The following is an 18,068-nucleotide window of genomic DNA, read 5'->3' as shown; positions in this document are numbered from 1 at the left end:
TTCGGCGTAACGTAGGGCACTTCCAGATGGGGCTTGGATTCTGTTGGCGCCGGCGGAATAGGATTCTTTGGCCGAGTTGCCCCAACTGCTGCCGCAAACTGAGGAACTTGGGTAAGATAGGGGCAGAACTTCTCTTCCTTCCTCTACCAAGTTTCTGGTTGACCTTTTGGCTGCTTCTCTCTCCAGAGTATTTCCTGGAAGAGCCTTGCTTGTGTGCTCTATATTTTCTGTGGCTGAGGAGGAAGATTGGGAGAATTCACGGCAGAGTTCCAGCACGTCAGCAGGGTGGAATCCTTAGTTACACCCTCACCCGAAATGATAGGGCCAGTGCTGCAGATAACTGGCAAGCAGCCCTTGAGCGGCCACATTCCCATTGGCGGGGCGAAAAACTCTGCCTTGGCGATTATGGCCGGATCCCTTTTGGCTCCTGAGGCTTGCCGAATTCACAACGTGCCGCGTCTGCTGGACATTGAACGCATGGGGCAGATCCTGACCACCCTGGGGGTTAAAGTGTCCCATGTGGGCAATACCCTCGACCTGGATGCCAGCTCCCTCAAAACTTCCCAAGCTCCCTATGAATTGGTCAGCCAGTTGCGGGCCAGCTTTTTCATCATCGGGCCCCTGTTGGCGCGGTTGGGGGTAGCCAGAGTTCCCCTGCCGGGCGGCTGTGCCATTGGCTCCCGTCCGGTGGATCTACACGTGCGGGGCCTGCAGGCGCTGGGGGCGACCGTGCAAATCGAACATGGGGTTGTTCATGCCTATGCCCGTAGGCTGGTGGGAACCCGCATCTACCTGGACTATCCCAGCGTCGGCGCTACTGAAACCCTGATGATGGCCGCTACGCTGGCGGATGGGGAAACGGTGATTGAAAATGCCGCCCAAGAGCCAGAAGTGGCGGATTTGGCCCGTTTTTGTCAGGCGATGGGGGCCCGCATTCGCGGTGTTGGCACTAACACGGTTGTGGTGGTGGGGGTGCCCCGCTTGCATGGAACCGAGTACACGGTTATTCCCGACCGCATCGAGGCCAGCACTTATCTTATTGCCGGGGCCATTACCCGCTCTCACCTCACGGTTGGCCCTGTTATTCCCGATCACTTGCGGGCGGTGATCGCCAAGCTGCGTGACATGGGGCTGCGGGTCGAAGAAGAAGGCCCCAACCGGCTGCGCATTGCCCCGGCTCAGCTCAGTTCGGGCTGGCTCTGCCAGGCGACCGATATCCAGACCTTGCCCTATCCGGGTTTTCCCACCGATGTGCAGGCGCCGATCATGGCCTTGGCCGCCCTGAGCGAGGGCAGTTGCACCATCGAGGAGACGGTGTTTGAAAACCGCATGCACCACATTCCCGAGCTCAATCGCATGGGGGCGGACATTCGTTTGAAGAACCGGGTGGCCCTGATCCGGGGGGTGCCGTCGCTGTCGGGGGCGCCGGTGGTGGCTACGGACTTGCGGGCGGGGGCAGCCTTGGTGTTGGCCGGCCTGGCGGCTGAAGGCTGCTCTACGATCCACGGGCTCCACTACATCGATCGCGGCTACGAGGCCATCGACAAAAAGCTGCGCGATGTCGGGGCCAAGGTGTACCGCAGTGAAAGTCCGCCGCGGATCCTGCAATCTGGCAAGTAACTCATAAACGACTGCCGGGCCCAATGCCTGCGGTACAGGTATCCCAGGTGACCCAACGCAGTCGGGTTGAGTATCGTAGTCAGAGGTTGCAGAGAGACAAAGCATGGGTATCCTGACAGGCAGCAAACGGTGCTGGGCAAGATGGGTTGCCGGTGTGCTGGCGGCAGGAGCGGCTCTGGGCGGGGCCATCTGGGGCTTTTACACCTCATCCTGGGCAGAAACCGTGGAGGTGGCTGCGGCGCCAGAGGGCAGGGATCCGGTACAACTGCCCCACACTTCCACAACGGCCTTTCTGCGGGCTTACGCAGCGCTGCAGGCCGGCCAAGCGCAATTGGCCCTGCAGGGTTTGCAGGGGTTGGAAGAGAGCCTGCCGGTTCTGCGGGAGGAAATTTGGAAGCTCAGGGCCCAAGCCTACGAGCAGTTGCAGGATAAGGCAACAGCCCAAGGGATCTGGTGGCCCAAGATTTTGCAGGAGTACCCCCACAGCCCGGTGGCCGCCTATGCCCTCTGGGGGATGGGCCAGGTGGATCAGTTGCGGCAGCAATTTCCCACTCACCCGCTGACTGGCCGCGCCCTCCAGCATTTGCTGGAGCGGGATCCCGACCGCTACGACCTGCTGCGGGATTTGGCTCTGCATCACCCACAAACCCCTGGGTTAACGACGCTGCTGGATCGCTGGCGGCAGGCTCAGGAGGGATCCCTCACGGCTTCCGACTGGCAGATCCTGGCCGATGCCTATTGGGAACAACGGGAGTACGGCAAAGCTGCCCGCGCCTATGGGCGTGCCCCCGCCACCTCTCAGAATCTCTACCGCTGGGGCCGCAGCCACCAGATCTCGCGGGAGTTTCCCCAGGCGAGAGCGGCTTACCAAGCGCTGCTGGCTCAATTTCCCAATGGGCCAGAGGCTTCCCTCACCCGTCGCCGTTTGGCAGAATTGAGCGACCTGTCGACGGCAATCGAGCTGCTGCGCCAGGCGGGATCCGGCTCGGATAGAGAGGCTCCAGAAGCGTTGCTCAGCCTCAGCCAGCTTTACGATCGCCATGCCAGCCCGCAATCGGCCCAAGCGGCTCGGCAAGCTCTTTGGGAGCGCTTTCCGGCCAGCGAAGCCGCGGCCAACGCCGCCTGGACACTTGCCTGGAGTCAAGCGCAAGCGGGCAATCTCGGCCAAGCCATCGCCCTGGCCCAACAGATCGGATCCGCCCAGCGGGATACGGAAATGGGGGCGCAACTGCTCTACTGGGCGGGCAAATGGCGGGAACGGCTGGGGGATGTGGCTGCGGCGCGGCAAACCTATCAACAGGTGCTGCAACAGTTTCCCCACACCTACTACGCCTGGCGGTCGGCAGTGCAACTGGGCTGGCCGGTGGGGGATTTCTACAGCGGGCGCCAAAGGGTGGAGGTGGATTTTCAGCCGGTGCGGCTACCGTTGCCGGGGGTCTCTGAGGCCACGCAAACTTTGCACTTGATGGGAGCCAGCCAACTGGCCTGGGAACGCTGGCAGGGGGAAATGGCCGTGCTGCAACGGGATCCCCGCCAGATGAGTGTGGCTGAGCGCTTTGTCACGGGTATTCTGCGCAACAGTGCCGGAGAGCACCTGCGGGGTATCAACCAGGTGGCCGCTTTGCGCTTCAGCGAAGAGCCGGATCCCCTGCTGGAGACGTTGAGGCAGCGCCAAGATTTCTGGCAGGCCGTCTATCCGCTGCACTACTACGCCGGCCCAGACAATTCCTGGGGCGGGGATCCCTATGCCCGGCCCGGCCTGGCCCGCTGGTCACGGCAATTTAACCTCAATCCCCTGATGGTGGCGGCCTTGATCCGGCAGGAATCCCGCTTTGAGCCGGAGATCGTCTCGGCCTCAGGGGCGCTGGGCTTGATGCAGGTGATGCCTGCCACCGGGCGCTGGATTGCCCAACAAATTGGCCTAGCCCAATACAGCCTCACCAACCCCGCCGACAATCTTTACCTGGGATCCTGGTACTTCGACTACACCCACCGCACCTATCAAGACAACACCCTGCTGGCCCTGGCCAGCTACAACGGCGGCCCCGGCAACGTGGCCAGATGGCTGAGCCGCTTTGGCTTTGAAGATCCGGATGTGTTTGTGGAGCAGATCCCCTTCGCCGAAACGCGGGGCTATGTGAAGTCTGTCTTTGGCAACTACTGGAACTACTGGCAGCTCTACACCCAGGAAGGGCGCACTTTGGTCGGCCAGCGCCTGCACAACCCCTCCTCGTAGAGAGAGCGTCCCCCAGGGTATTCTGGGAGAGTGTCTGGGCAAAGTTTGACGGTGCCGTTTGCATTGACGGGACGGGGTTCGATGATCTCTGGGCTTGAACAACAGGAGGGCGTTCGCGGTGGGGAGCACTCTCAGGGAGCAACTGAGAAGCAGATTGCCCGGCAGGAATTGGCTGTGGACTTCATCCGCCATGGCATAGCCGAAGAACCCCGGCCAGAAGTTGAGGATGCCTTGCGAGCCCTTACAGACGAAGGTCGCAAGCGCTGCCGCAAGGTGGCCCGCCAGCTCAAGAGCATGGGCTGGAAGTGGGATCTCCTGCTCACCAGTCCCCTGGTGAGGGCGCGGCAGACCGCCGAGATCTTGTTGGACGAGAACCTGGCCGCAGCGGTGGAGGTGTTTGAGCCGCTGGCTCCGGGCGGCAGTTTTGCCGACTTGGTGCGCTGGCAGGCAGAGCGGGGATCCCTCACGTCTTTGGCCCTGGTCGGTCACCAGCCGGATCTGAGCCTGTGGGTGCAAGCGGCTGTTGGGCTAAACCCGGCCAATGCCCACGCGATCACCCTTAAAAAGGCGGGCCTGGCCCAGGTGCGCTTTGCCGAAGGCCGAATTGACCACTGCCAGGGATCCCTGACTTTGTTGCTCTCGCCCAAGGTGGTGTTGCGCTAGGCAGCCGTCCCAACGCAAACTAAGTCGGCCAGAAGCCAGGCTCAGCGCTGAGAAGATGTTAGCCGCTCTCCCAGCAATTGCACAGAATAGGCCGCCAGCCCCAACCCCACCATGGCAAACATGAAGGCGATCAGGGAAACGGAACCGACCAGGAGATAACGCACCAGGATGCTGATCCCGCGCGCCAGCGATCCAGTCTCGACATCGATTGGCGGCAATTTGGTCACCATCGAGAGCAGCAGTTGCAAGAACCCGTAGCCCAGACTGACGGCAATGGTGGCCCCCAAGAGGGCACTGAAAGGATGGGGGGATCCCTGTGAGGAGGAAGACATGGGGCAGCACTGGAAAACTCACCTTTATTCTAGGCTGCAGGTACAATGTGGGAGTTTCTTGCCGGCAAGCCTAGCGATGATGGAGAGCGGAGCTGGAGTCGGATCCCACTACGAGGTCTTGGGCGTTTCCGTCCTGGCGACGGCGGAAGAGATCAAGTCTGCCTACCGTCGTTTGGTCAAGTACCACCATCCCGACAGCCTGCTGGCCAAAAAAGATCGGGCCACCTCCGAGCGCATCCGCCAGATCAACGCTGCCTACGCGGTGCTCAAGGATCCGCAATCTCGCCGCGACTACGATCGGCAACTGCACTCCAGCCACACCTCACCCCGCCCTCAGCCGACGGGATCCCCTGGCGAAACCGTCAGCCAGGAAGCCATCGCCCGCGCCGCCTGGATCCGACAGGTCTACACCCCCCTGAACCGAGTTTTGGGGCCCTTGTTGTCTTCTCTGAAGCCTCAGTTAAATGCTTTGGCGGCAGATCCGTTCGACCCTGACCTGTTGGAGTCCTTTGAGGCTTATCTGGAAGAGTGCGGCCAGAAGCTGGCCCAAGCTCAGCAGATCTTTCGCCGCCTTCCCAATCCCAGCAGCTTTGGGGGTGTGGCTTCCCGCCTCTACTATGCCCTCAACCACTTGGAAGACGCTCTGGAGGAGCTGAAGTATTTCCCGCTGAACTTCGATGAACGCCACTTGCACACCGGACAAGAGCTATTTCGGCGGGCAAAAGGGCTGCGCCTGGAAGCCATGGATGTCTACGCCAAGAGTTCACCCTAGGCCAGAGCGGGATCCCCCTTTGGGCAAAGCGGGACGAGGATCGTAGGGGGTGGGAATGTACTGCACGGAAGGACGGCCCATGCTGGCCTGGGGGTACAAGTCCATCAGGGCGTAGATCTGGGGCGGCAACTCGGTGGAGATGGGCAGGCCCAGCTCCCGCGCTTCTTCAGCAGTGATCGGGTAGTCGTGGGTCACCCGACCGCTGGTCAGGTACTGGATCAGAGGCTCAATGCGTTCGGGGGCAATTTTGCGCTTGGGCACATCGTCCTTCAGGAGATCCCGCACGAAGTTCTGCACCTGTTGCATCGCCTTGCGGGCCAGATCCGCCAGAATTAAGGTCTGGTCGTCGATTTCGGCAATGGGTTTTTCCGCCACCACCTGCAGAATGCTGGCGGCAGCATACCCCCCCAACTGCGGATCCACCGGCCCCAGCACGGCGTTAGCATCCATGACAATTTCATCGGCAGCCAGGGCCAACATCGTCCCGCCCGACATGGCGTAGTGGGGCACAAATACCGTCACCTTGGCCGGGTGCCGGATCAGGGCGCGGGCAATTTGTTCAGTAGCCAGCACCAGGCCGCCAGGGGTGTGCAGAATCAAATCAATGGGAGTATTGGGCGGGGTGAGGCGGATCGCCCGCAACACTTGCTCTGAGTCCTCGATGCTGATGTAGCGGGAAACCGGGATCCCCAAAAAACTGATCGACTCCTGGCGGTGGATGAGCAAAATCACGCGGCTGCCCCGCTTTTGCTCCAACTCCCGAATGGCGAGCAAGCGCCGGAACTCTTGCGCCCGCCGGTTCAACAGGGGTTGCAGCGAGCTGAAGATCAAAAAAATCCAAAATAAGCTGCCCCAGTCCACTTTCGCGCCTCAAGCGGGATCCCTTTGCTTCCAGCATAGAGGATACGGAACCTCTGGCAATCCGGGGGCCTCACGCGTTGGGTTCAGACGCCGCAAAAAAGCGATCCAAAGCCCGCAGCAAATCCGGTACAGAAGTTTGGTCAATCCAGGAGCGAATGTAAGCCTGCTGCTCCGCCAAGTTCTCAACACGGCCCAGCTTTTGCATGGCCAAAAGGCGGCTTTCTGCCTCGGCGCGGTTGGTTTGTAAGTCCAGCCGTTGATCGGGGGTGAGCGGATGCTCTGTCTGGGCCAACAGGTGGTCGGCCACCATCATCAACAGCAACGGCCCCGCCAATTCCACCTGAGACTCGGCTTCCGGCTCAGAATCGGGCCCGGCAAGATCCTGGAGATCTTGAAAGAGATCCTGCCCCAGTTGCAGCAGCTCTTCTGCTGAGGCAGCCCGCAGCTCCCTCTCGGCAGCCGCCCGCAGCGGCTCTGGGGAAACCTGGTGGTGAGCGGCCAATTCTGCCAGGGCCTGTTCCCATTGATCCCGTTGGGCTTGCAACACAGCTCTCTCTTGCGGAGAAAAATCCAGCCGCTCCAGCAACACCTGCAAAGCCACAGCCCCCACCAACAGCGGCGGAAAGCGCAACAGGGTAGAGTCGGATCCCGCCTGCTCCAAAAAGGCTTCCAAATCCGGGCCGGCTCCCCTGTCGAGCAAATCCTGCAGGTAAGCCAGCACCTGCGGCGGCGAGGTCAACCTCAGGATCCCTCGGGCCTGCGCCCGCAACTCTGCCGGGATCCCAAGGGTTTGCAATTGGGCTTCCGCCTGCGCTTGCGCTTCAGCGATCAACTCTGGCAGATCTGCCGTCGCCTGACCAGCCTGTAACAGGGCCTGGCTGGAGTCCCGCAGCAAGCCGGCTGCCTCCACAAACAGCAGCAACTGAGGGATCCGTAGCGTGGGCAAAACCATGTTAAGTAAGCCTCAGATCCGTAGATTCTGGATCGGCTGGCGCAGCAGGACGAGTTGAGTTGGGCTTGTGCCAGTGCAGGCCAATCAGCGCATCGTACAAAAAGCTCCAAAACTCTCCCTTCTCCCAGATCCCCAGCGTTTGCTGGCAGTTGCGGGCGTCCAGCTCAGGTTTGGCCGCCCAGTAGGCTGCCTGATATTTGTACCAGGGAACCGAGGGCCAGAGATGGTGGATCAGGTGATAGTTTTGCCCCAGCAGCAGAATGTTGGTCAGCCAACCGGGATAGACGCGGGCGTTGTGCCACCGCTCTTGAGATTGAAAGGGACGATGGGGCAGGTAGTCGAAAAACAGGCCCAATAGAAAGCCCATGATAAAAGCAGGGGGCAGCCAGTAGTTCATGATGTAGTCGGTGTAGCCAAAGTGAATGGCCAACGCAAACGTCAGAACCACCACCAGTCGGCTCAGCCCCCATTCCAGCAGATCCCAGCGGCCTTTGCGCCAGAGCTGCCGCTTGAAAAAAAACACCTCGTGATAGAAAAAGCGCGGTGCGATCAGCCACAGCGGCCCGCCCGTGGACACATAGTGATCGGGATCGTCTTCGGGGTGGTTGACATGGGCGTGGTGCTGCATGTGCACCCGCTTAAAGACCGGATAGACAAAGCCCTGCAACAAGGCAGAGCCGTGACCCAGCGCCTCGTTCAAAAAGCGGTTGCGGTGGGCCGAGCCGTGAGAGGCATCGTGGATCACCGTGCCCAACACATAGAGGGCGACAAAGTTAAGCCAAAACACCAGCCAGCGGGGCCAATGCCAAAAGGCGTACCCGCCAAAGCAAGAGGCCGAAAGCACCACCGCCGCCAAAAACATCAACAGGGTGGGGTTCCAAAATTCCGGCGGCGGCCCCAACAGCTCACGGGGTAACGCAAAAGGCTTGGGATCCGGTTGCGGAGTCGCAGCAGCAGTCATCGGCAGCCATCCTTGGGTGTGCACAGCGCAGACGGTGAGGATGGATCAAGGCAAAAGAGCCAGTTCATCACCTGCAAAGCGGGGGAAGAGAAGGATTTGTTAACTTTCGTTAGTATACGGCAGAGATCTGCGCCCAGACCGGATTTTTCTTGCCAACTCCAGCCCGTCCAGGCTGTTCCCGGCGAGGGGTAGATCGGCCATGGAGCCAGAAGAAGCCACAGTGTGAGGTTTTGTTGCGGCCTCTGTTGCAATTCATGTGGGGATCCCCTTGGGAGTTGCGGAATGGGGGTAATCTAGGGGGCGGTTAACCTGAGCCGAGGATGAAAACCATGATGCCCGTTGTTGTGCCGTTGGCCATGACTGCCCACACCAGCTCTTGGTCGCCTTTGAGTGCCGTAACCATCTTTCTCTGCACAGGTCTTGCCTACTTGATCTTCAAGTCCTCTTCGGGAGCGGCCTCAGAAACGGGGCCGGTGCTGGGGATGACCTGGCCGGAAGTGCTGGGGGTCGCCAGCTTCGGCCATCTGCTGGGCGCGGGAGTGATCTTGGGCCTCTCCAACATGGGAGTTCTCTAGGTCACCATCTCCTTCACATTTCTTGACTTTAGCCGGGATTCCGGCCCGACAATGTTAAAATCCCTGTCAATTCTGAAAAGAGCAGTTTCTCCAACTCCACTTTCTTCTTGTCGAGGTTTGTTGTCATGCCTGCGATAATGCTCCTGGCGGCTTTGCCAGAAGGCTATGAGTTGTTCGATCCCCTGATCGACATTCTGCCGATCATCCCTGTTTTGTTCTTTTTGCTGGCTTTTGTTTGGCAGGCGGCGGTGGGCTTTAAGTGAAGCCCTCGGAATCTGCGATTGGCAACTACGGACTTCGAGACTGCTTCCGCTTGCCCCTCTTCCTCTGGCAGGGGGGCAGTTTTGGCTGGGGCAAGTTTAGGGCGGGCCACTGTGCCGCAGGCCTGACTTTCTGCCTTGCAAAGTTAAGACTGGCCGGCTGGGGTTCAGGGCTCGCGGTCGAGGGCGCCGGTAATCCAGAGCACCCCTGCTAAGCAGACGAAGTGGGCAAAGGTAACGTTGATATTGGCAGCCAATAGCAGCACTCCTGCTGTCTGGGTGCTCAGCGTGCGGGTAAACAGCCGCACCAGCAGCTCTCCCACCTGCGCCTCCATGGCGATGAGGGCGAGGAAAGCGCCGATCAGGCTGACATAGGTAACCAATTGCAACTGCTTGGGCAGATCCAACTGGCTTGGGGTAGCGGCAGACACTGAGCGGCGCTCCGCCTGGAGCAGGTAGCGCCAGTTAAAGAAGAGACCGGCTGCCAGGGTTAGAAGGGTAAACAGGGTAAACCAGAAGGCGATAAAGGCCCCCATCGAGTCGTCGCGATAGAGGGTATTCTGGCCAACTAAAAATCCCAGCCAGAGCAGCAGAGCCGTTGCCCCCAGAACCGCCTGAAACCAGAACCCGAAGCGGCGCGTCAGGCGCAAGCGAGACTTCATGCGCTCGACAGCCGCCCGTACTGACGGCGACATAGGCTCGTTCATTGCTCTCCCCCCGCTCTCTACGGACGAGCACCGACCTCCGCTTCCAGCCTACCGCTATCTTCCGTCCTCCGTCACATCCGGGCAAAAGCGCTGCAGGGGATCCAAGGGGGGGGTTAGGGTTTGGAGCTAGGGCTCACGCTGGGATCCCCGCTTTGCAGGCGCAGGATTTCGGCTTCGATGCGCTGTTGGAGGTCTCTGCCTTCTTCGGAGCGAATCAACAGGGTGATGCGGTTGTATTCGGGCACGGTCATGCCGTGGCGGGTGATGATCTCGGTGGCGGTGCGAATGAACTCCCGCCGGATTTGATCTTTGCTGGCCGGATCCGCGGTGGCCTGGGAGCGCTGCTGGGCCTCTTGTCGGTGGGGCTCCATCTCCAAAACGATGCGGGCATACTTGGCGACCTGTTCATCGGTCAAAACCAGAGAGGTAGCGGCGGTTTGGGCTACGGCAAGGGAAATGCTCAAGACAGGGATCCAGGTGCAGACCCAGATCAGGCCCACCAGCCCTTTTTGGGCCACGCTGGGCATCGAGAATGCCGTCCATCGTCTCCGACTTGCTTGACCTGACACCGCTGCTATCTCCCCACCCAATAACGAACTCTCTCTGTGGTTGCCGGCGCTTTTGGGAGCCCCCTTTCTTTTGGTGTAGCTTTCGCTGTTACCCAGATTCAACCCACTCCCAGCCAACCGTGCAGGCTCCGATGTTATCTAGTCTTCCCCAAAAGAAGCCAGGGATCCCCGACCGGCACCGGAGCTTGCTTTATCCATTTGACCCAAAAGCGGCCTTTAGGTTCCTGTTGCAGCCTGGAACCGCCCAGAAGGGAGGAGCCTCTGGGATAATGAGGATGAATTGCTGGTTGTTGCCCCTATGAACTTGGAACGTCGCCCGGTTTTCCCGTTCACCGCCATTGTCGGCCAAGAGGAGATGAAATTGGCTCTGCTCCTCAACGTCATCGATCCCCGCATCGGTGGGGTGCTGATCATGGGGGATCGCGGCACGGGCAAATCCACCACCATCCGCGCCTTGGCAGATCTGCTGCCCCAGATCGAGGTTGTCAAAGGGGATCCCTTCAACAGCCACCCGCGGCAGCGGGATCTGATGAGCGACCAGGTGTGGGAACGCCTGCAGGCGGGAGAAACGCTGGAAGCCACCTGGATCCAGGTACCGATGGTGGATCTGCCCCTGGGAGCCACCGAAGACCGGGTCTGCGGCACCTTGGATATCGAGCGGGCTCTCTCCCAGGGGGTGAAGGCCTTTGAGCCGGGGCTCTTGGCCAAGGCCAACCGCGGCATCCTTTACGTAGACGAGGTGAACCTCCTGGACGACCACCTGGTAGACGTGTTGCTGGATGCGGCGGCCTCTGGCTGGAACACGGTGGAACGGGAGGGGATTTCCATTCGCCACCCGGCCCGCTTTGTCCTGGTGGGATCCGGCAACCCGGAGGAAGGAGAGCTACGGCCGCAACTGCTGGATCGCTTCGGTATGTTCGTGCGCATCGAAACGGTGCGGGATCCGGCCCTGCGAGTGCAGATTGTGGAGGAGCGCAGCCAGTTCGACGCCGATCCCCAGGCGTTCTTGGCCAAATACGCCGAGGCCCAGCAACACTTGCGGGAGCGCATTGAAAAGGCCCAGCACCTCTTGCCCACTGTGATGGTGGATCCTGAGTTGCGCCTGAAGATCTCCGGCGTGTGTGCGGCTCTGGAGGTGGATGGGCTGCGGGGAGATATCGTCACCAACCGGGCGGCCAAGGCCCTGGCGGCTCTGGAGGGGCGCAGCGAGGTCACCATTGCCGATATTCGCCGGGTAATCAGCCTGTGTTTGCGCCACCGCCTGCGCAAGGATCCTCTGGAAACCATCGACTCCGGCTACAAGGTCGAGAAGGCCTTTAGCGAGGTGTTTCAGGTGAGCCTGGAGAGCGCTGCTTAGCCTCCCCCTCACCCCCAGCCCCTCTCCCAAAGGCGCCCAAGCGCTCCGCGCCGCTCACGCGACCACCCCCAGCCCCTCTCCCAAAGGGAGTCTGCCCTCACCCCCAGCCCCTCTCCCAAAGGGAGAGGGGAGCTAGGCGAGTAGGGTTTCTAGTTTGTCGGCGATGGCGGCAATCCAGGCCTGCTCCTGGCGGCTGAAACTGCGGGGGGTGTCGCTGCCCAAGATGAGGCATCCCTTCTGGCCGATGGGCTGGCAGAGAACCGCCTGGGATCCGGGGGGCAGCAGGCCCTCGAACTCGGCGCGGGCCGGGAACAGTTTCAAATCCACCAGATAGACGGGCCGTCCGGTCTGCAACACCCGCTGCAAGATGCTCTGGGGCCGGATGGAGGGCAACTGGCCGGGGCTGGCCAGGATCCCCCGCTGCAGTAGGGTGCGCCCCTCCACCCAGATCACTACCGTGCGGGCAGCAGTGGTGCTAAGGAGGGTGTGGGAGGCCCAGGCCAGCTCCAGTTTTTCGCTCTCGGAAAGGTCGGGGTGCCAATCGCAGCCTGAACTCCCCTGCAGGGGGGATGCCTGGGGGGGACGGGGCTGGATCTGCTGCCACAGCAGGCCGGTCAGGATCAAAATGGCGCTGAGGAGGATCCCCAAGGCATCAGAGCGGGACTGGCTGGCGAACAGTTCCGGCGTAAAAGCCAGTCGGTTAATAACCAAGAGGGCGCTGCCCAAAAGGCCGGTCACCAAAGGCAGATGCCTCAGCCAGCGGTTGGGATCCCGGGAAGCTGGAGTGGATTTAACCCTCAAAGCAGGCAGACGTATCTAAGAGTGCCCAGTAAACCCAGTCTAGAGCTATCCAAGGCGTTAGAGACGGCTCCAGATGCCGAGTCGCTCTTGGCGGGCTCTTTTTTGCAGGCCACCGAAGTAGCTGTCGTATTTAATGTTGTGGCTGTAGGGGATGATGCGGGCCAGGCCGTTGCGCACCAGCATGGCGTTCATCTGCTGGCCCTCCAGCCAGACGTAGGCCTCCACCAAGCCGGTGGCATCGACGTTGCGCAGCAGCTTGTCCCCTTCCAGCTTGACGGTGCGGCGCAGGATACGCTCCCGCATCAGCTCAATCGCCTGCTGGTAAAAGGGATCCTCCTCCGGGCTGAGGCCCTGGATCCCGGCCAAGCGGATCAGGCGCAGTTTCTGTTCCCCTTCGATCTGCACCACCAGCGTGTCACCATTGACTACGCCCACCACCACTGCCTCGGGGTAGCGATCGAAATAGTGGTTGTCGAAGTAGAAGAGGGTGTCGGGCACGACCCGCCGCTCCCCCAACCCGTGGCCGGGAAAGGCGGGCAGGGCCAGGAGCCATCCCAACACCGCCGAGCCAAAAGCAATACGCCGGAACATGTCTTTCCCCCTTGCGGATACCGGCCCCCTTCCCCCAGGGAGCCTTTACCGGCAACACCTAAGGCGTAATGGTAGCGGCAACTGCCTGGAAGACAACCCCTTACCAGGGATCCGATGGCCGGTTTTGGCGATGGGGATCCCTTTATGGATGAGGGTTTTGGGCGAGAAACTCCCGATCCAGGGGCAGAGGGGCAACCGGCTGGGTGAGAGTAAACTGGCCGCTGACAATCCACTGTTTGAGGATCTCGGCAACTTGCATTGAGCGGCGCAGGCTGGCCAGAGGAGCAGTGCGCACCTTGCGGCCGTTGAGGACAATGTAGCCGGATTTGAGCTGGGCATAGCTCACCAGGCCAAAGGTGGGCCGCACCCGCCGGGGAATGGAAAAGTCGATCACCGGCGCCACCAGTTCCTCATCCCGGACAGCAATGGGCTCCAGATCGGCAGGGGAGAGGATGGGGATGGGGATCCCGACCCCCAACATCAGGCTGGGGCCGTAGTTGCGGAAGTAGCAGCCTCGCACCCATTCCGCTTGCATCTGTTTGGCGTCGCCAATGAGGGCCAAGGTGGCCGCCGGGCCGATGGGGGTATGGTTGGGCAGCCGCTTTTGCCGCGGGAAGTGTTGGGTGCCTTCCCAGGCGATGTAGCCGCTGCCGCCCCCCAGAAAGATGCGGCTGCCGATCCCCACCCGGCGCAGGAGGGGGTCGTTGAGGAGGGGGGAGAGCTCGCCTGGGTTGGAATAGACGGCATTGCCCAGGTGCGGCTCCAGCAGGCCCAAATAGGTGTACAAGGGCCGATCCCCGCCGTTGACGCCGACAATGAAGTTTTGGTAGGCGTTGCGGGGGTTGAACAAGTAGAACTGGTTAAGCTGATCCCGTGTCAGGGTGGACTCGTAGTCGGCGCGGGGATAGCAATCGGTTACCTGGCCAACAGCCCGCAGGTGCACCCGCTTGCCGGCCACCAGATCGGCGATAACATGGCCGCCCCCATAGGGGTGCTCGGCTTGCTCACTGGGCTGGGCCGCCCCGATGTAGAGATCCACGGCGCCAAACCCGGCATAGGCGGGCACCCCGTTCAACCAGGCTTGGCGAATCTTAATGGGCGGATCCGTATGGCCCAGGTTGAGGATTGCCCCTGACGACTCCATTGGCTCAAAGGTGCCCGTGGTTACCACATCCACCTGCTCAAAAGCCTGCTCAATGCCCAGGGTGGCCAGCTTGGCTTTGGCCTCTAGGGCCGTCCACACCCGCGCCTGGCCTTTGGCAATGCGTTGGTTAATCTGGTCTAGAGTTCTTTCCATGGAGTGCAAGAGGCAGTCCGCGTCCTTTGAGGCAGCGTTCCCGAATGGCTGATCAATGGCTGTATGAATAGCTTAGATGGCTGGGGAGGGCTCAGGAAGGTAAGCCGCTGGCTGGGGCAGTACGGGCCGCTGCTGCCGGCTCTGAGCCTGGTAGGTCTGATCTACGGCGGTGGGCTGCTGCTGGCCCTGGCCCAGAGTGTCGGCCTCTACGGCTTGGGGAGGACGGGGTTGAGCCTGCAGGGATACGGGGAGCTCCTGGGAGATGCCGAGGTGTGGGGATCCCTGCTGCTGAGTCTGGGGCTTGCTTTGCTGGCGACCGGGTTGGCGCTGGTTTTGGGGTTGGGATCGGCGCTGTTGTTGCGGGGGCTAGGGTGGTGGGCCATCTGGCTGGCCCAGTTGACGTTGCCGGTTCCCCATTTGGTGGGGGCAGCGGGAATGTGGCTGTTGTTGGCTCCCAGCGGTTGGCTGGCGCGGCTGGCCTTCCAAGTGGGGTGGATTGCCTCGGATCAGGATTTCCCGCTCTGGGTGAACGACCGCGGCTACGTGGGGGTGTTGCTCTACTGGCTCTGGAAGGAGATCCCGTTTGCCGCTCTGGTGGCGCTGACGCTGCTACGGGGAATGGGATCCGAGCTGGAGCAGCAGGCGCGCCTGTTGGGGGCCTCTGCCGAGCAAGCGTTTTGGCAGGTAACGCTGCCCTTGCTCAGGCCGGGGCTGCTGGCCACCGGGATCCTCATCTTTGGTTTTGTCTTCAGCGCTTTTGAGATCCCGCTGCTTTTGGGGCCCACCTACCCCCGCACCTTGCCGGTGCTGATCTACCAGCGTTTTACCCATATCAATTTGGAGCAGCGGCAGCAGGCGGTGGCGTTGGGGGTGATCCTGCTGGCCATCTCGGCCGCGGTGGTCAGCCTGATGGCGGGGCTGTTTGCGGCCAGGGGAGCCTTCTTGCAGCCGCCGGGGAGAAAGCCGTGAAAGGACGCCGCGCCTGCAGCCTCTCTGGATGGATGGAGGGATCCCTGCTCCGCTTGGGGGTGGTCGGGGTGACCTTCCTTTGGGCCTTGCCCTTTGGAGTGCTGGGCCTCTGGGCTTTTACGCGGGCCTGGTTTTTCCCCGATGCCCTGCCGCAGGCGTGGAGCCTAGCCGGCTGGCAGGAGTTCCTAGAGCGGGGATCTCAGCTCAGGGCAGCCTTTGGCCAGAGCTTACAAATTGCCCTGCTCACCACTCTGCTGGCCCTAGGGGTGGGGATCCCGGCGGGACGAGTTTTGGGCACCCGCCCGCTGCCTGCTTGGCTGCGCCTGCTCTTGCTGTTACCGGTCATCACCTCTCCTCTGGCTGTGCTGATGGGGATCCAAGGGGTGCTGATCCGCCTGCGCCTGGAAGGCACCCTGTTGGGGGTGGTTTTGGTGCATCTGATCCCGACCATCCCCTACATGGCTTTGGTGATGGGCAGTGTGTTTGCCCGCTTCGACCGCAGCTACGAGGCCCAGGCCCGCTGTTTGGGGGCGGATCCCTGGCAGGTGTGGTGGCAGGTAACGTTGCCCCTCGTGGCCCCTGGAGCAGCTATTGGGGCAGCCTTTGCCTTTTTGATCTCTTGGAACGAATTTTTGCTCACCTTTTTCGTCGGCGGTGGGCGGGTGCTCACCCTGCCGATGTTGCTCTACAGCCTCTTGCAGGGGGGGAACCACACCTCGATGGCCGTGGTGGCCCTCCTGTCGGTGCTGCCGGGATGGCTGGCCCTGTTGGCAGCCAGTTTCTGTTTGGGACAAGCGGTCGGACTGGCGCCCACCGCGATCCCAGAGGAAGGGAATTAGTATCCTTTCAAGGCCAAGTTAGGAGTTTGCAGAGCGGCTTCCACCCGCTGCACCTGGGTTTTGAAGCTGCCGTCCTGCTCCAGCCATATCTGCCTCAAAGCCGGGGGGATCACGTCCAGGCCAAACCGAGGGCTCTTGGGGCGAAATTGCACGCAGGTGGAAGGACAGGCCAAGTAATCGACCCCCTGCCGGCGGCGGTGCAGGTCTTGGTGGATGTGGCCGAAGAGCACCAGGCGAATGTGGTCGAACTCGTCCAAAACCCCAAACAGCCGCTCCGGCTGCTGCAGGGCACTTTGGTCCAGCCAGGGAGAATCCACCGAAAAAGGAGGATGGTGCAAGGCCAGCAAAACATGGTGTTGGGCGGCTTTGCTCCGCTGCAATTCTTGTTTCAGCCACAGCAAAGTGCGCTCCGTCAGGTAGCCGCTGTCTTTGCCCGGCACTAGAGAGTTCAATAGAATCAAGCTCCAGTTCTCTCGACTGAAGCTTTTCTCCCCGTGTACCCGCTCGGCGCGGAGCTCTGAGTTCATGTTATGAAGGCGATCGTGATTCCCCGCCAGCCAATAGGTGTCGATGGGAAGAGCTTGCAGATGCTCTCGCAAACGGGCGTAGGCGGCGGCGCTGCCATCTTGGGCGAGATCCCCGGTGAGCAGCAGCACATCCGGCAAGGGATCCAAGGCGGCAATGGCCTTTTGCACCTGCAGAAAAGAGGTCTCTGTGTCCACCCCCAGCAGCCGCTGGTGTGGCTTGGCAAACAGATGCAGGTCGCTGATCTGAACCACGTAAACAGTCATGGAAGCGGCTGGAGAGAGGCGGGATCCCCTCTATAAAAAACACCACCGTTTTAGCACCGGATTCCCGGCTGGGATCGGCAGGCAACTCCATCTGGAAGGCCCAGCTTTAACTTGCCCAAGTCCGCCCCGTCCCCTTCATGAGAAAATCCTCAAGAAAAAGCTTCAGGAAACATTTAGAGAACGGCCCACATTCCTAAAAGCGGCTTGCACCTGCGGCCAGCGGGATTCTTGGGTGGAGGCCGTCAGAGTATAAAGGCGATGGTGGCGCACGGTTACCGTCACCACTTCATGGCGAAGCTGGGATCCCATGTCGGTTTGGTATTCAAACAGGTAGTAGGGCTGACCTTGCCGCTCAAAGGCTTCGGCAGCCAACAGCTTGGCGGAGCGACCGGATCCCTCAGGAGCGATGATCTTCTCTGCCACCAACTGCCCCACCTCGTCCGGGCCACCCAGGTCGGCGATCGTCTCTCCCTTATCAAAGGGGGCGATCATCAAGCTGACATTCTCCGTCTCGTACACCAGGTCGCGCAGCAGCACCGCCGGCCCTTTCCCCGGCCCGAGCTTGAGCGCCACCATACCGTTGGGATAGGCAAAGGCAAAGGCCCCGCTGGGATCCCTGTAGGCCCGCAGGTTGGAGCCTGCAGAGCAGGCACTGGTCAAAAGGCTGAGGCAGACACAGAGCAGCAATAACGCTCTGGACAGCCGTAGAACCAATCGGGCAGAATGCCCGCCCTGTGCTGCTGGCATCGCTGGGATCCTCCCCTCAGATGGGTTACCTATCCTTATCATCCTAGTACGAGCGCATCAGCGCTAGCCCGTTGACCCTCAATGGCAAGGCTCCCCCTTGTACAGCACGGCTACCGCATGGGCTCAGACGGAGATGTTCGGCCCAGTTGCCGAGGAACCCGGAAACAA

At 61.1% G+C, this 18,068-nt stretch carries 20 protein-coding genes; 9 read left to right on the top strand and 11 right to left on the bottom strand.

What is annotated here, in order from left to right:
- Positions 1 to 285: 285 nt before the first annotated feature.
- The 3 genes from murA (at position 286) to sixA (ending at position 4,519) form a co-directional block, all read left to right on the top strand.
- Positions 286 to 1,620 (top strand): UDP-N-acetylglucosamine 1-carboxyvinyltransferase, encoded by a 1,335-nt coding sequence (gene murA / locus NW858_RS14460; protein ID WP_414520768.1) that lies wholly within the window; start codon positions 286 to 288, stop codon positions 1,618 to 1,620.
- Positions 1,621 to 1,723: 103 nt separating this feature from the next.
- Complete coding sequence (locus NW858_RS14455) at positions 1,724 to 3,856, top strand: transglycosylase SLT domain-containing protein (RefSeq protein ID WP_414520750.1); 2,133 nt, start codon at positions 1,724 to 1,726, stop codon at positions 3,854 to 3,856.
- Positions 3,857 to 3,937: 81 nt separating this feature from the next.
- On the top strand, positions 3,938 to 4,519 hold the full coding sequence (gene sixA, locus NW858_RS14450) for a phosphohistidine phosphatase SixA (RefSeq protein ID WP_414333238.1): 582 nt from the start codon (positions 3,938 to 3,940) through the stop codon (positions 4,517 to 4,519).
- Between the two features lie 41 nt (positions 4,520 to 4,560).
- On the opposite strand, the gene NW858_RS14445 is transcribed toward sixA, so the two are convergent.
- Positions 4,561 to 4,851: a DUF3082 domain-containing protein gene (locus tag NW858_RS14445; RefSeq protein ID WP_414333236.1), complete on the bottom strand. Its 291-nt coding sequence runs from the start codon at positions 4,849 to 4,851 to the stop codon at positions 4,561 to 4,563.
- 76 nt (positions 4,852 to 4,927) lie between these two features.
- On the opposite strand from NW858_RS14445, the gene NW858_RS14440 reads away from it, so the two are divergent.
- A complete protein-coding gene (locus NW858_RS14440; protein ID WP_414333234.1) occupies positions 4,928 to 5,623 on the top strand; it encodes a J domain-containing protein in 696 nt (231 codons plus the stop codon).
- Here the strand turns inward: NW858_RS14440 and NW858_RS14435 are convergent.
- The 3 genes from NW858_RS14435 to NW858_RS14425 all read right to left on the bottom strand — a co-directional run bounded on the left by NW858_RS14435 (position 5,615) and on the right by NW858_RS14425 (position 8,397).
- On the bottom strand, positions 5,615 to 6,484 hold the full coding sequence (locus tag NW858_RS14435; protein ID WP_414333232.1) for an SDH family Clp fold serine proteinase: 870 nt from the start codon (positions 6,482 to 6,484) through the stop codon (positions 5,615 to 5,617). The two genes, NW858_RS14440 and NW858_RS14435, sit on opposite strands and share 9 nt — an antisense overlap.
- 70 nt (positions 6,485 to 6,554) lie before the next feature.
- The gene (locus NW858_RS14430) at positions 6,555 to 7,436 is read right to left on the bottom strand and encodes a hypothetical protein (protein ID WP_414348748.1); all 882 of its coding nucleotides are present in this window, start codon (positions 7,434 to 7,436) and stop codon (positions 6,555 to 6,557) included.
- A 1-nt stretch (position 7,437) separates the two neighbouring features.
- Positions 7,438 to 8,397: a fatty acid desaturase gene (locus NW858_RS14425; RefSeq protein ID WP_414333229.1), complete on the bottom strand. Its 960-nt coding sequence runs from the start codon at positions 8,395 to 8,397 to the stop codon at positions 7,438 to 7,440.
- 329 nt (positions 8,398 to 8,726) lie between these two features.
- Between NW858_RS14425 and psaK the strand changes: the two genes are divergently transcribed.
- Both psaK and NW858_RS14415 read left to right on the top strand, forming a co-directional pair.
- The gene (psaK, locus tag NW858_RS14420; protein WP_414333228.1) at positions 8,727 to 8,972 is read left to right on the top strand and encodes a photosystem I reaction center subunit PsaK; all 246 of its coding nucleotides are present in this window, start codon (positions 8,727 to 8,729) and stop codon (positions 8,970 to 8,972) included.
- A 125-nt stretch (positions 8,973 to 9,097) separates the two neighbouring features.
- Positions 9,098 to 9,235, top strand: a complete 138-nt coding sequence (locus NW858_RS14415; protein WP_414333226.1) for a photosystem II reaction center protein K — start codon at positions 9,098 to 9,100, stop codon at positions 9,233 to 9,235.
- A 164-nt stretch (positions 9,236 to 9,399) separates the two neighbouring features.
- Here the strand turns inward: NW858_RS14415 and NW858_RS14410 are convergent, their stop codons facing one another.
- Both NW858_RS14410 and NW858_RS14405 read right to left on the bottom strand, forming a co-directional pair.
- Positions 9,400 to 9,939 (bottom strand): DUF3611 family protein, encoded by a 540-nt coding sequence (locus NW858_RS14410; protein ID WP_414333224.1) that lies wholly within the window; start codon positions 9,937 to 9,939, stop codon positions 9,400 to 9,402.
- A gap of 113 nt (positions 9,940 to 10,052) precedes the next feature.
- Positions 10,053 to 10,466: a DUF4168 domain-containing protein gene (locus tag NW858_RS14405; RefSeq protein WP_414333223.1), complete on the bottom strand. Its 414-nt coding sequence runs from the start codon at positions 10,464 to 10,466 to the stop codon at positions 10,053 to 10,055.
- A gap of 340 nt (positions 10,467 to 10,806) precedes the next feature.
- On the opposite strand from NW858_RS14405, the gene bchI reads away from it, so the two are divergent.
- On the top strand, positions 10,807 to 11,865 hold the full coding sequence (bchI, locus tag NW858_RS14400) for a magnesium chelatase ATPase subunit I (protein WP_414333222.1): 1,059 nt from the start codon (positions 10,807 to 10,809) through the stop codon (positions 11,863 to 11,865).
- 132 nt (positions 11,866 to 11,997) lie between these two features.
- Here bchI and NW858_RS14395 read toward each other — a convergent pair whose 3' ends face one another.
- From NW858_RS14395 to NW858_RS14385, 3 genes are all read right to left on the bottom strand, one after another.
- Positions 11,998 to 12,666, bottom strand: coding sequence for a cofactor assembly of complex C subunit B (locus NW858_RS14395; RefSeq protein WP_414348747.1), 669 nt, complete (start codon positions 12,664 to 12,666; stop codon positions 11,998 to 12,000).
- A gap of 57 nt (positions 12,667 to 12,723) precedes the next feature.
- Entirely contained in the window at positions 12,724 to 13,257 is a 534-nt protein-coding gene (locus NW858_RS14390) for a thermonuclease family protein (protein WP_414338152.1), read from the bottom strand.
- A gap of 142 nt (positions 13,258 to 13,399) precedes the next feature.
- Positions 13,400 to 14,554: a homocysteine biosynthesis protein gene (locus NW858_RS14385; protein WP_414334681.1), complete on the bottom strand. Its 1,155-nt coding sequence runs from the start codon at positions 14,552 to 14,554 to the stop codon at positions 13,400 to 13,402.
- Positions 14,555 to 14,617: 63 nt separating this feature from the next.
- Here NW858_RS14385 and NW858_RS14380 point away from each other — a divergent pair, with 63 nt between their 5' ends.
- Positions 14,618 to 15,523 carry an ABC transporter permease subunit gene (locus NW858_RS14380; RefSeq protein WP_414520749.1) on the top strand — a complete coding sequence of 302 codons (906 nt, stop codon included), beginning with the start codon at positions 14,618 to 14,620 and terminating at the stop codon, positions 15,521 to 15,523.
- Positions 15,520 to 16,362, top strand: a complete 843-nt coding sequence (locus NW858_RS14375; protein WP_414334683.1) for an ABC transporter permease — start codon at positions 15,520 to 15,522, stop codon at positions 16,360 to 16,362. Before NW858_RS14380 ends, NW858_RS14375 begins: the two co-directional genes overlap by 4 nt.
- On the opposite strand, the gene cpdA is transcribed toward NW858_RS14375, so the two are convergent.
- Positions 16,359 to 17,153 (bottom strand): 3',5'-cyclic-AMP phosphodiesterase, encoded by a 795-nt coding sequence (cpdA, locus tag NW858_RS14370; protein WP_414334684.1) that lies wholly within the window; start codon positions 17,151 to 17,153, stop codon positions 16,359 to 16,361. The genes NW858_RS14375 and cpdA overlap by 4 nt on opposite strands.
- A 162-nt stretch (positions 17,154 to 17,315) precedes the next feature.
- On the bottom strand, positions 17,316 to 17,900 hold the full coding sequence (gene psbP / locus NW858_RS14365; protein ID WP_414520748.1) for a photosystem II reaction center PsbP: 585 nt from the start codon (positions 17,898 to 17,900) through the stop codon (positions 17,316 to 17,318).
- Positions 17,901 to 18,068: the final 168 nt, after the last annotated feature.

Origin of the sequence: Synechococcus sp. H55.10 (assembly GCF_047502715.1) — a bacterium.
In the GTDB taxonomy this organism is placed as follows: domain Bacteria; phylum Cyanobacteriota; class Cyanobacteriia; order Thermostichales; family Thermostichaceae; genus Thermostichus.
This window is presented reverse-complemented; position numbering and strand designations above follow the sequence as displayed.

Coding starts and splice junctions, on each gene's coding strand:
- NW858_RS14455 (WP_414520750.1), top strand. CDS start 1,724: ATGGGTATCCTGACAGGCAGCAAACGGTGCTGGGCAAGATGGGTTGCC.
- sixA (WP_414333238.1), top strand. CDS start 3,938: ATGATCTCTGGGCTTGAACAACAGGAGGGCGTTCGCGGTGGGGAGCAC.
- NW858_RS14445 (WP_414333236.1), bottom strand. CDS start 4,851: ATGTCTTCCTCCTCACAGGGATCCCCCCATCCTTTCAGTGCCCTCTTG.
- NW858_RS14440 (WP_414333234.1), top strand. CDS start 4,928: ATGATGGAGAGCGGAGCTGGAGTCGGATCCCACTACGAGGTCTTGGGC.
- NW858_RS14430 (WP_414348748.1), bottom strand. CDS start 7,436: ATGGTTTTGCCCACGCTACGGATCCCTCAGTTGCTGCTGTTTGTGGAG.
- NW858_RS14425 (WP_414333229.1), bottom strand. CDS start 8,397: ATGACTGCTGCTGCGACTCCGCAACCGGATCCCAAGCCTTTTGCGTTA.
- psaK (WP_414333228.1), top strand. CDS start 8,727: ATGATGCCCGTTGTTGTGCCGTTGGCCATGACTGCCCACACCAGCTCT.
- NW858_RS14415 (WP_414333226.1), top strand. CDS start 9,098: ATGCCTGCGATAATGCTCCTGGCGGCTTTGCCAGAAGGCTATGAGTTG.
- NW858_RS14410 (WP_414333224.1), bottom strand. CDS start 9,939: ATGAACGAGCCTATGTCGCCGTCAGTACGGGCGGCTGTCGAGCGCATG.
- NW858_RS14405 (WP_414333223.1), bottom strand. CDS start 10,466: ATGCCCAGCGTGGCCCAAAAAGGGCTGGTGGGCCTGATCTGGGTCTGC.
- bchI (WP_414333222.1), top strand. CDS start 10,807: ATGAACTTGGAACGTCGCCCGGTTTTCCCGTTCACCGCCATTGTCGGC.
- NW858_RS14390 (WP_414338152.1), bottom strand. CDS start 13,257: ATGTTCCGGCGTATTGCTTTTGGCTCGGCGGTGTTGGGATGGCTCCTG.
- NW858_RS14385 (WP_414334681.1), bottom strand. CDS start 14,554: ATGGAAAGAACTCTAGACCAGATTAACCAACGCATTGCCAAAGGCCAG.
- NW858_RS14380 (WP_414520749.1), top strand. CDS start 14,618: ATGAATAGCTTAGATGGCTGGGGAGGGCTCAGGAAGGTAAGCCGCTGG.
- cpdA (WP_414334684.1), bottom strand. CDS start 17,153: ATGACTGTTTACGTGGTTCAGATCAGCGACCTGCATCTGTTTGCCAAG.
- psbP (WP_414520748.1), bottom strand. CDS start 17,900: ATGCCAGCAGCACAGGGCGGGCATTCTGCCCGATTGGTTCTACGGCTG.